The sequence below is a fragment of the Campylobacter sp. BCW_4338 genome (assembly GCF_001763255.1).
Lineage (GTDB): Bacteria > Campylobacterota > Campylobacteria > Campylobacterales > Campylobacteraceae > Campylobacter_D > Campylobacter_D jejuni.
This window is the reverse complement of record NZ_MJYJ01000035.1, coordinates 1-11,223: the sequence shown is the minus strand read 5'-3', so window position 1 is coordinate 11,223 and position 11,223 is coordinate 1. Positions and strand designations below refer to the sequence as shown.

The window sequence follows — 11,223 nt, the reverse complement described above, 5'->3', positions numbered from 1 at the left end:
CAAAATACCCTAGAATCTTATTATACTTTAGGAAGTTCATTTAACTTACACATATTCCTAAATTGCCAATAACTAGGCTCTAAATAATAAGAATAAGGAGTATAATAAAAGATAATTAAGCCTATACTTCCAAGAAAGACTAAAAACTTTGAAACGCTTTTTGTAGATTTAAAGATGATTTTATAAATAAATTTTAATATAAGATAAGAAAGAATAGTAGAAATTATAATAAGAAGTAATATATATGTCATGGGTTATCTCCTTAGATTCTCTATTTTATTAAAATTAAGATGTAATTTTGTGGTTTAGTGTTAGCAGTATAACTTTTTCTTTATCATTAAAATAATAGAGCTTGTTTTTTCATATATTTTTATCCTTTTATAGGTTTTGCATTTGATTTTTATTCTAGCTGTAAAATAATTTTTATTTAATTTTACTCATAACAAATAAATTGATATTTAAAAATTTAGTATATTTATTCTATATGTGTTAAATTTTTTATCAATACGGATATATTATTATCCACTTTAAGATTATTGGTTTCTAAATTGAAAATTGCATAGCTTAATACTCCTAATATAATCAATGCTGGCACAACGATAATAAGTTTTTTAAAATACAATCTTATAAATTTTTGCCAAATATTTTCTTTCAAACCAGTTTTATATGCTTTATTAAAAGCTAACTCTTCTTCTATCTTATAAACCGGTTTTAAAGATGTGGCAATATTATTGCAAAAATGAATTATTTTTTCATCTCTATCCTTAGTCTCATTATATTTTCCTTTATAACCAAGAATCAAACAAGCATAGATAAATTCCAAAAAATCTTTAAACTTAAAAGGGTTATTAATCCAAGATGATGCAATATCATAAAAATTATTTCCACCTAAAGTTTCATCAAATAACCTTACAGTTAGAGTATTGTGAGCCCAAAAATTAATAAAAAGTTCATTTTTCATTAAGCTTTCATCTATAAAGACACAAAGACAATATTTAAATTTAATAATTTCTTTTTCATCATATTCTTTACATATACTTAATTTAGCGGTTATATCTAAAATTTTATTAATCAATGTTTCTCTAAGTTGATTAATACTACTTGTATCCATAGAGCTTATTTTTGAAAGTCTATAAGAAAGCAAAAGCAACTCCAAAGAATAATCAATAATTTTATTGTTTTTTAAACCATCAAAATCTGAATCAAGAAGTAAGCTTAATGCCTTTTTTTCTTCATTTATTTCTTTCATTGAAATACCGCCCACATTATAATATCAGGGTTTTTTATATTGTTGGTCAAGTACATACTAATGATACTTTCATTTTTAAAATCTTTAAACAGTTGATCTCTTTTATCTAATTTATAATAAACATAACCATTTAAATAAGGAATGCTAGATGGAACATTAGGTACTTGATCTACATTTAAGCCCTCAAGCTGAGTTGCGACTATATTTTTAATTTTACTTTGAGTATGTATCTTGCTTTGAATTTTAAAATTATTAAGTAGATATTCTGTAGTAACATCTGCACGAATTGCGAAATAAATTTCACTTTCTTCTAAAATTCCCGAATTATCAAAAATAAAATCATAAAAACCGTTGCCGTTAATACTAGTCTTAGCTATAAAATATTTAGGGCTTGTGATTTTAGAAAATAACAATCTTAGATTATTCATCATATTTAAAAAAGTATTATAAAGATTATCGTGTTTATAAGGAATAAAATCTAAAAAAGATTCTTCGTTGCTAAAAGCTGCAAGCTCTCCTTGAAATTCTAAAAATTTTTCGTATAAAAATTCAGGATGTATTTTATCTTTTTTTGATAGATGTGAAAATATTAAATACCATTTTTTTAAAAGATTAAGGGATAAAAAAGTGCTAAAATCCAATGTATTTTTTGTTTGATCGATTCCTTTAAAAACATTAGATAGAACTTTTTTATGTTGATTGATTGAAAAAATAATTTCTTCCAAAAAGGATCTTATGGTAGATATTTTGCTGATATTTAAGCAAGTGGGTATAAAATCACTTTCTAATTCAATTTTTTTATTGATATCAATATTTTTAATTTTTGCAATTGGTAATTCAAGTTCATCAGGAGTTGAATTACCTAAAATGCCAAGTTTTAATCTTAAACTAGCAAGAAGTAAATCTTTTTTCTCTTGTGTAAAAGTCAGATTTTCAAGTTCGTACTCATCTTCAATTTTGTCCATTACATTAGATTTTGAATCATCATAATTTCTTAAAGCAATACTATTTCTAAGACATATAAACTTTGAATTTGGAAAAGTATTTCTTAAAGATAAATCAGCAATATCAGTAACTCCGATAGGAATTTTTAATACCACAACTGAATCAATTAAAGATTCATAATTGATTTCAATAGGCTCAGGCAACAAATCTTGCTCAGGTGCATTAAAAATGCTTCCATCTTGTGCGATACCTGAAATTTTAGAAAGTGCAATTTTTCCTTGCAATAACATCTCTTGAGAAAATTCCAAGTCTATTATTCCATATAAATTACTATATATATTTATAGTTTTAAGATCTATATTTCTATTAAAAAATCTTTCTTGCTGCTCAAAATGGGTTTGTCCAATATTAAGTCCATCAAACCAAGCAACTTTTAATTTATTTGCCATATATTATTCCTATTTAATTCTTTTGATACCTTCTTTGGATATTTCAAATTTTAAATACTTATTCTTCCCAAACCCATTTGCATCTTCGGTCTTTGCCCATATTTTTGTTGTTTTTTTTGTATTATTTGCAAATAATACAAGAATGCCTACATAAGGAACCTCTTCTTCATCTACTTTAACCGCGATAATATTGTCTTTAGGTGCAATTTGCGTTTTAATAGAATCAAGTTTATCCTTGCCTAGTACCCCCTCTTCTCTAGTAGCCAAATCTATATCACTTGCTTCTTCAAATTTTTTAATATCCTTAAGTTGATATACAATAGCCGTAACAGGAACATCATCATGTCTATTATTAAGATTGGAATTCTCTACATTATTTATCTTAACACTAACAACACTTGAGCAAGCGCAAAAGAATAGTGGCAATAAAAAAAATAAACTTTTTTTACAAAACATGAAACTAAAGTATCCTTTCTATCTTAGAATATATAATTTATGATTAATTGAGTAAATTTTTTAAAAAATTAACATAATATTTTTTAAAATTTAATTATAATGAGGCAAATTTTTGGAGGAATTAAATGTATTTTTGTGATCAATTGAAAAATAATTTAGATGAACTACAAGAATTTCAGTTACTTGAAGATGAGATGTCAAAATATAAGACTTTAAACCATGAAAATATTTCTTGGGATAAAGTTTATCAATATTCTCAGTTTATATTATTAAATCATTCTTTAGATTTTAAAATTTGCAACTATTTTCTTTTATCGTGTTTTAATTTAAACAATGAAGAATGCTTTGAAAAGCTTTTGCTTCTTTTTCAACATTTAAAAAAACTTATAGATGAAAATAATGCTTATATATTAGCTCAAAAGCGAAAAATTCAAATTTTTATTCAAAATTTTATTCAAGAATACAATAAAACAAAAGTGCTTATATCATCTGAGATTGTTAATCAATTTATTACTTTATTTTCCGAATTTGAAAATTTGCTATCTTGCAATTTTGCAAAAATTGAAATTGCTCAAGTTGCACCACAACTTCCAAAATCTCCTGTAGCTCAAGTATCTGTAAACATTAGAAGCGATAATATTAACTCTTTAAACGAGAGAGAATATAAAAATTTTTATCAAAAACTTGCATTTGAGCTTTTGGAAGAGGATGAAAATAATCTCAATATCTACGCTTTATTCACCCAAGCAATGTGGGGGAAAATCAGGTGTTTGCCTGAATGTAATAATGAAAAAATTACTAAAATAAGAAAACCTGATGCAGATATAATTCGTATATTGCTTTCTGATAAAGAAAATGATATAGAACATATTAAATGTTTTATGCATGAACTTATTTTAAATCCTTTTTGGATAGAGGGTGTACAACTCTTTTGTGATTTTTTAGAAAAAAAGAAAAAAAATAAACAATTAGACATTCTTATAATATTAACAAGTGATTTTATTTCTAAATTTGATACTATTGAACTTCTCCGTTTTCAAAATGGTGATTTTATCTGCAAAGAAGAAGTTTATAAATATTTTGTTAAATCCAAAGAAAATAAAAAAAGTTTTTTTTCAAGTAAAAAAACTGACAAAGAACATACATTACAAGATTTTGAGCAAATGCTGATGAATATTGATAAAGAAAATTTTAATAATTCTATTATGAATAATATTAATTCCTTGCTAGATATGGTAAAAATTTTTGAATCAAAAGGAATGAAAAAGAACTCTAAAATTTTAAATATATACTTAGTAGAGTTAATGGAAAAAACTCTACTAAAAGATTATCTAGCCGAAGAATATGAAAACGCAAAAAATAAAATTAAATGATGCAAGATTAAATTTAGCAAATTTTAATATAATAATTAAGCTAAAATTTTTATTTTTAAGGATTTAAAATGTCAGATGGATCTCATGCTCCAAAGGAACGAATTAATATTACATATAAAGCTAAAACTAATGGACAAAATGAGGATGTGGAGCTGCCGTTAAAATTAATGGTAATGGCAAATTTAAAAGGAAAAAACGAAACCCCCTTAGAGGAAAGAGAAATTTTGCAAATTAACAAGATCAATTTTGATCAAGTTATGAGAAAACTCAATATAACAACGAGTTTTAGCGTAAAAAATACTCTTGGAACAGGAGCTGAAGAGCTTGATGTTAAGCTCAATATTGCTAGCATGAAGGATTTTTCTCCAGATAGCTTAGCTAAACAAATACCTGAGTTAAACAAATTATTGCAACTAAGAGAAGCTTTAATGGCTTTAAAAGGTCCTATGGGTAATATTCCTGATTTTAGAAAAGCTGTTTTAGAAGCGTTAAAAAATGAAAAAACTAAAGAAAAGTTACTTTTAGAAATTAAACAAGAAGAGCAAGGAAATTAAAATGGCAAATACCAAAGTAATTGATACGCCAATTATTGAACAAATTATGGAGAAAAGCAAATACTCTAAAACTGATGAAAGTTATAGTATTGCCAAAAGAGGTGTTGCTGAATTTATTTCAGAAATTGTAAAAAGTGATAATGCCGAAGAAAAAATCAATAAATTTGCACTTGATGAAATGATAGCCCATATTGACCATTTACTCTCAAAACAAATGGATGAAGTTTTACATAATGAAGAATTTCAAAAACTTGAATCTACTTGGCGTGGACTTAGATTTCTAGTTGAAAGAACTGATTTTAATGAAAATATAAAAATCGACCTATTTGATATAAGAAAAGAAGAAGCTTTAGAGGATTTTGAAAACAATCCAGATATAACACAAAGCGTTGTTTATAAAAATATATATTCTTCAGAATATGGACAATTTGGAGGAGAGCCTGTAGGAGCAATCATTGGAGATTATCAACTTGGATCAGCAAGTCCTGATATGACTTTTTTAAATAAAATGGCTAGTATTGCGGCTATGAGTCATTCTCCCTTTTTAACATCTTTTGGACCAAAATTTTTTGGGCTTGATGATTATTCTGAACTTGCAAATATTCAAGATTTGCAAGGTTTGCTAGAAGGTCCTCAATATACAAGGTGGAGAACTTTTAGAGAAAATGAAGACTCTAAATATACAGGCTTACTAGTGACAAGATTTTTAGCAAGAAGCCCTTATGATCCTGAAGAAAACCCTATTAAAAGCTTTAACTATAAAGAAAATGTTCATGCTTCGCATAATCATTTATTGTGGGCTAATTCTTCGTATACTTTTTGTACAAGATTGACAGAAAGCTTTGCTAAGTATAGATGGTGTGGAAATATTATAGGACCAAAAAGTGGAGGGACTGTTAAGGATCTGCCTACTTATCTTTATGAAAATTTTGGAACTATACAATCAAAAATACCTACAGAAGTTTTGATTACAGATAGGAGAGAGTATGAACTTGCAGAAGCAGGTTTTATAACTTTAACATTAAGAAGAGATAGTAATAATGCAGCATTTTTTTCAGCAAATTCTCCGTTAAAACCAAAATTATTTCAAAATACCCCAGAAGGTAAAGAAGCTGAAACAAATTACAGATTAGGAACTCAACTTCCATATATCTTTTTAATTTCAAGATTGGCGCACTATTTAAAGGTTTTACAACGAGAAGAAATAGGGAGCTGGAAAGAAAGAAGCGATATTGAAAATGGACTTAATGAATGGATTAGACAATATATTTCCGATCAAGAAAATCCACCTTCTGAAGTGAGAAGTCGTCGTCCATTTAGAGCAGCACAAGTGAAAGTTAGTGATATACCAGGAGAGCCAGGATGGTATAAAATAGGGCTAAGTGTCCGACCTCATTTTAAATATATGGGCGGTAATTTTGAACTTTCTTTAGTAGGAAAATTAGATAAAGAATAATAATGTCCTTGCTAGATAAACTGATCCATAATTTAGATGAGCAAAACATTCATATTCCATTCTATCAAAATGATTTTGAGGATGTAAAGAATAATATAAAAGTTTTGCTCAACTCTAAGATTAATGACTGTTATACCGCGAAAGATTTAGGGATGCCAAATATGACTGACATTAATCTTAGTTCTAGCGAATTATGCATATCAATGGCTAAGGAAATAAGAAAGTTAATTGATAGTTATGAAAAAAGAATACGAGTTGTTTCTATTACTTATGATAATAATTTAAGTCCTTGGCAACTTTCTTTTATTGTAAAATGTTTTTTTCAAGAGGATCGTTTTAAGGAATTTAGCATAGAAATTATTTTTAAAAATAATAGATATTGTGAGGTTAAATGAAAGATAATATCTTTTATTATCAAAAAGAGCTTGAATATCTATATGAAACTAGGGAACATTTTGTAAAAAATTATCCAAAACTAGCTCCATTTTTAGCTTACAATAGCAAAGATCCCGATGTAGAAAGAATTATTGAAAATTTAGCCATCCTAAGTTCTAAAATTCACCAAGAACTTGATGAAAATATCCCGCATATTGCAGAATCTTTAATCAATATAGTTTCTCCAAACTATACAAATCCCATACCCTCATTATGTATGCAAGAATTTAAACTTGAACAAAATAGCAAAGAAAATAAACTTACTATTCCAAAAGGAACCGTTGTTAAATCAAAACCTATAGATAAATGCATTTGTGAATTTAAAACTGTTTATGATGTCTATCTTTACCCTATTTCGATAAATGAGGTTTTTGCATCAAGTAAAAACCAAGACTATACTTTTAATTTAAAATTACAAATAGATAAAGCAGAAACAAAAATAAGTGATTTGGGCTTAGAAAAAATTAATTTATATTTAGGTAACGATACTTACATGTCTACTACTTTATTATTATATATACATTCTTATTTGAAAGAATTAAAAATTCAATGTTTGGAAACTGATGAAGAATTTTTTCTTAATACTTACGATATTGAAAAAATAGGATTAAATCCAGATGAAAGTAGTTTATCTTATAATGATTTAGGCTTTGAAGCTTTTTCTTTGTTAAGGGAATATTTTTTTATGCCCCATAAATTTAATTTTCTAAGAATTAATAACTTAGATATTTTAAATAATTGCCAAGGAAGAACAATTAATATTGAATTTAAATTCTCTAAACCATTTCCTGCAAATTGCATATTTAGAAAAGAATTGTTTTCTTTAAGTATGACGCCTATTATCAATATCTTTGCAAAAAGCGCAGAACCTCTTATAAATAATCATAAAAAAGATAGTTATCGAATTTTTGTTGATAGAAGCCAACCTAAAGCTTATGAGATTATACAAACATTGCAAGTTAAAGCACACAATAGCGAAGGGGGTAAAAGATTATTAAAAAACTATAAGAGTTTTGAACGTTTTGAATTTTTAAAAGATAATCAAAAAGACTTTTATAGCATAAATACTAAAAAGAATTCTAAAGGAGAAGTATTTAGCGAAATTTCCTTTTTCTCCTCTTATTTAATGGATGAAACTATAAGCATTGATCTTTTATGCTCCAATGGAGATCTGCCTTCAAGATTAAAAATAGGAGATATTAATAATTGTAATTTAAAAGGTGTTGATACTAAAAATATCGAAATTCCAAGTGAAGCGAGAAGATGCAGCGTTGATGGCAATTTATTGTGGAAACTTGTTTCTGTATTATCTTTTTCTTATCAAACCATATTAAGTAGAAAAGCTTTTTTTGGTGTATTAGAAAGCTATAGTTTTTTAGATAATCAGTTAAATTGGAAATCTTATGAACTTTTAAAAGAATCTATAGTTGATATTCAAAGCAAAAGCACTTATCTAATTGATGAAAATATTACAAAAAAAGGGACCTTAGCTATTTTTAGTATTAAGGATTCTAAGTTTTATACTTTAGGTGAAGTCTATTTACTAGGATTAGTTATATCCAAATTTTTAGCATCTTTTGCTAGCATTAATTCCTTTTGTGAATTAAAGATAAAATGTCTTGATTCAAAAGAAATTCTGCATTATCCTGCTTCTTTTGGAAAAAAAGCTTTAATATGAATGATCCAACTTCATATAGTTTTTTTAAACTTATAAGAAAGCTAGAAAAAAATTATGGGAAAAAAAATATATTTTTAAGAACCAATAAAAGTTTAAAGCATCCAAATAAAGATTTAGAAAAAATTATTTTTTCAGATCAATCATTTATAGAATTATTTGTAAATTTTATGGGCTTACATGGAGTTTCCTCACAACTTCCTTCATTTATGTTAGATAAATTATCCAGAAATGAAGATGGAGAACAAGGTTGGACTTTATTTTTTGATTTTTTTAATCACTATTTACTTTGGATATTTTTCGATGTTATTGGCTTAAAAAATTATCCAAGATCTTTTAATGATAATTTTAAAGACTCTATTTCTCAAATTTTATTTAATATATTAGGAATTAAAGAATACGATATTGCAAAAAAATATTTACCATTTGCACCTTTATTATTGAGCTTAAGACGTCCAAAAACATATATAGAAAGAGTTTTGCAAGTTAATTTTAAACTAAAAGACAAATTATCAATCATTGAAAATTTGCCTCACCAAATTTTAATCTCTGATACTCAAAGAAATAAACTGGGCGTAAAAAATCATGCCTTGGGGAGTAATTTCATACTAGGTGATAAATTTACCTCTTATCAAAATAAAATAGCAATTTATATAAAAGATATTTCATATCAAGAAGCGATTAAATTTATGCCCAATGGAACTAAACATGATGATTTAAAAAATAGCATAATGTTTTTAACAAATAATGAATTTTGTGTTGATTTATATCTTAAAATCAACTATTCTTCAGAAATGAAGTTTGTGTTAGGAGAAGAAAATACCGCCAAACTTGGCTGGGCAAAAATCTTAGGAAACACGCAAAAAAAATTCACCATAGTATATATGAAACTTTATGAATAAATATTCATAATCATAAAACACACTCAAATTTACCCCAACTATGCTACAATATTTACAAACAAATATAAATAAAAATTTAATCACACTTATAAGCTTTGTATTTGATAAATCTTATTACCACATTAAGGAGAAAAAATGGCCTCAAATTCCTTTATGAGTCTTAATATATCAAATTCTACTTCAAATCCCCTACCCTTTAAAATCACTAAAGCCCTCATCAAAGAAAGTTTTGAAGAACTTTTTTCTATAGAATGTGAAGGTTTTTTTGAAAGTTTAGATGAAAGCTTATTTAATCTAAGTCAAGATTTTAATTTTCATCCTAATGTTTTAATCGATCAAGAAGCTATTTTAAGTATTCATAATCCTTATGAAAACAATACTTTAAATTTTGACACAAATGAAGTTAAAAATTATAAAGGAATTATCACTTATATAAAATATCTAGGTATTAATCATGAAAGTGCTTTAAATATTAATGATAGCGCTTCAAATACTAAGCAAATAAAATACAAGCATTTTTTTTCTTTTAAGCTTCAATCAGTCTTGATAAGACTTTCTTTAAATAAAGCCAATCGTATTTATACTCATACTAATATTATAGAAGTGATTAAACAAACCCTTGGTTTTTATCAAGATATCTTACATAAAGAAATTGATTATTCTAATATACATTTTAATTATGAAGAACAAGAACTCATCTCTCAATACAATGAAAGTGATTTAGACTTTATTACAAGATTAAGCCATAATAATGGAATCTTTTTTTATGAAGATGAGAACACTATTTATTTTTGTGATGTGTATAAAAATGTAAAAAATAAAGAAATTGAGTATAATCCTAATATTAATAATATTTTAAATCAAGCTTGTATTTCTTCTATTTATAAAGAACAAAGCTTAAGAACTAATTCTTTTACACATTCTAGTATCAATGCCAATACTCCTTTAAATCTTTTATCTTTACATTCTAATAAAGTTCCTTATGAACAAGAACTTAATAACAAAGCTTATTATAATGAACATTTTTATGAGAGTGAATATTCTTTTACAAAAAGCATTGATTTAAAGACTAAGCCTTCTCTTAAAGAAAAAAGAGCCTTAGTATTAAATGAAAGCTTACTAGCAAAAAGTAATATTTATCATCTTAGCTTAGGAGATTTTATCACTTTAAATTATAAGGAGTTTAATCATCAAGAAGAAATAAAAAATCAAGATGAAGAAAAACAAGATAAAGCTTCTTTGCTTAAAGACTTTATTATTATTGCTAATACTCAAATCTTAATTGATGATGCCATCTTAGCTAATTCTATTAATACTAATGATCATTTAAATTTAAAAGATTTAAATTTAAGTAAATCTTATTCTAATACTTTAACTTTATTAAAAAAGAATATTATCTTTACTCCAAGTTTTAAAGCTAAACCTAAAGCTCCTAATAGCACTCAAGGTATTGTTATAGGAGAGAGTAAGGATATAGAAAGTGAGAGAAATACTATTTATACTGATGAGCATGGAAGGGTTAAGGTAAGGATTAATCTTTATGCTAATCAAGAAGAATTAGATGAAAAAGAAAGTTTATATCATCACACTCCTTTTTTAAGAGTAGCTTCAAGTATAGCAAGTAATCATTCAGGTTTTTATCATACTCCAAGAATAGGAGATGAAGTGATTATTTCTTTTTTAGATGATGATATAGATAAGCCTTATGTAAGTGGAAGTTTGTATAATG

11 protein-coding genes are annotated in these 11,223 nt (G+C 26.0%); 7 read left to right on the top strand and 4 right to left on the bottom strand.

What is annotated here, in order from left to right; genetic code table 11:
* Positions 1–20: 20 nt before the first annotated feature.
* The 4 genes from AJN69_RS03860 to tssJ all read right to left on the bottom strand — a co-directional run bounded on the left by AJN69_RS03860 (position 21) and on the right by tssJ (position 3,099).
* On the bottom strand, positions 21–251 hold the full coding sequence (locus AJN69_RS03860; RefSeq protein ID WP_002881838.1) for a hypothetical protein: 231 nt from the start codon (positions 249–251) through the stop codon (positions 21–23).
* 224 nt (positions 252–475) lie between these two features.
* Complete coding sequence (gene icmH, locus AJN69_RS03855) at positions 476–1,249, bottom strand: type IVB secretion system protein IcmH/DotU (RefSeq protein ID WP_002881837.1); 774 nt, start codon at positions 1,247–1,249, stop codon at positions 476–478.
* The gene (gene tssK, locus AJN69_RS03850; protein ID WP_002779660.1) at positions 1,246–2,643 is read right to left on the bottom strand and encodes a type VI secretion system baseplate subunit TssK; all 1,398 of its coding nucleotides are present in this window, start codon (positions 2,641–2,643) and stop codon (positions 1,246–1,248) included. The genes icmH and tssK overlap by 4 nt, the downstream gene beginning before the upstream one ends.
* A gap of 9 nt (positions 2,644–2,652) precedes the next feature.
* Complete coding sequence (gene tssJ, locus AJN69_RS03845) at positions 2,653–3,099, bottom strand: type VI secretion system lipoprotein TssJ (RefSeq protein WP_002779659.1); 447 nt, start codon at positions 3,097–3,099, stop codon at positions 2,653–2,655.
* A gap of 125 nt (positions 3,100–3,224) precedes the next feature.
* Between tssJ and AJN69_RS03840 the strand changes: the two genes are divergently transcribed.
* The 7 genes from AJN69_RS03840 to vgrG all read left to right on the top strand — a co-directional run.
* Positions 3,225–4,472, top strand: coding sequence for a type VI secretion system domain-containing protein (locus AJN69_RS03840; RefSeq protein WP_044779648.1), 1,248 nt, complete (start codon positions 3,225–3,227; stop codon positions 4,470–4,472).
* A 68-nt stretch (positions 4,473–4,540) separates the two neighbouring features.
* Positions 4,541–5,026, top strand: a complete 486-nt coding sequence (gene tssB, locus AJN69_RS03835) for a type VI secretion system contractile sheath small subunit (protein ID WP_002881833.1) — start codon at positions 4,541–4,543, stop codon at positions 5,024–5,026.
* Position 5,027: 1 nt separating this feature from the next.
* Positions 5,028–6,482, top strand: a complete 1,455-nt coding sequence (gene tssC / locus AJN69_RS03830) for a type VI secretion system contractile sheath large subunit (protein ID WP_002881832.1) — start codon at positions 5,028–5,030, stop codon at positions 6,480–6,482.
* A gap of 2 nt (positions 6,483–6,484) precedes the next feature.
* Positions 6,485–6,877: a type VI secretion system baseplate subunit TssE gene (gene tssE, locus AJN69_RS03825; protein ID WP_002881831.1), complete on the top strand. Its 393-nt coding sequence runs from the start codon at positions 6,485–6,487 to the stop codon at positions 6,875–6,877.
* On the top strand, positions 6,874–8,595 hold the full coding sequence (gene tssF / locus AJN69_RS03820; protein WP_002881830.1) for a type VI secretion system baseplate subunit TssF: 1,722 nt from the start codon (positions 6,874–6,876) through the stop codon (positions 8,593–8,595). The genes tssE and tssF overlap by 4 nt, the downstream gene beginning before the upstream one ends.
* A complete protein-coding gene (gene tssG, locus AJN69_RS03815) occupies positions 8,592–9,494 on the top strand; it encodes a type VI secretion system baseplate subunit TssG (RefSeq protein ID WP_002881829.1) in 903 nt (300 codons plus the stop codon). Before tssF ends, tssG begins: the two co-directional genes overlap by 4 nt.
* Before the next feature lie 135 nt (positions 9,495–9,629).
* Positions 9,630–11,223: type VI secretion system tip protein VgrG (gene vgrG / locus AJN69_RS03810; RefSeq protein ID WP_148126282.1), on the top strand; the 1,594-nt coding region annotated here is incomplete at its 3' end.

Excerpts from the sequence above, each read along its gene's own strand:
- AJN69_RS03860 (WP_002881838.1), bottom strand. The coding sequence starts at position 251 with ATGACATATATATTACTTCTTATTATAATTTCTACTATTCTTTCTTAT.
- icmH (WP_002881837.1), bottom strand. The coding sequence starts at position 1,249 with ATGAAAGAAATAAATGAAGAAAAAAAGGCATTAAGCTTACTTCTTGAT.
- tssK (WP_002779660.1), bottom strand. The coding sequence starts at position 2,643 with ATGGCAAATAAATTAAAAGTTGCTTGGTTTGATGGACTTAATATTGGA.
- tssJ (WP_002779659.1), bottom strand. The coding sequence starts at position 3,099 with ATGTTTTGTAAAAAAAGTTTATTTTTTTTATTGCCACTATTCTTTTGC.
- AJN69_RS03840 (WP_044779648.1), top strand. The coding sequence starts at position 3,225 with ATGTATTTTTGTGATCAATTGAAAAATAATTTAGATGAACTACAAGAA.
- tssB (WP_002881833.1), top strand. The coding sequence starts at position 4,541 with ATGTCAGATGGATCTCATGCTCCAAAGGAACGAATTAATATTACATAT.
- tssC (WP_002881832.1), top strand. The coding sequence starts at position 5,028 with ATGGCAAATACCAAAGTAATTGATACGCCAATTATTGAACAAATTATG.
- tssE (WP_002881831.1), top strand. The coding sequence starts at position 6,485 with ATGTCCTTGCTAGATAAACTGATCCATAATTTAGATGAGCAAAACATT.
- tssF (WP_002881830.1), top strand. The coding sequence starts at position 6,874 with ATGAAAGATAATATCTTTTATTATCAAAAAGAGCTTGAATATCTATAT.
- tssG (WP_002881829.1), top strand. The coding sequence starts at position 8,592 with ATGAATGATCCAACTTCATATAGTTTTTTTAAACTTATAAGAAAGCTA.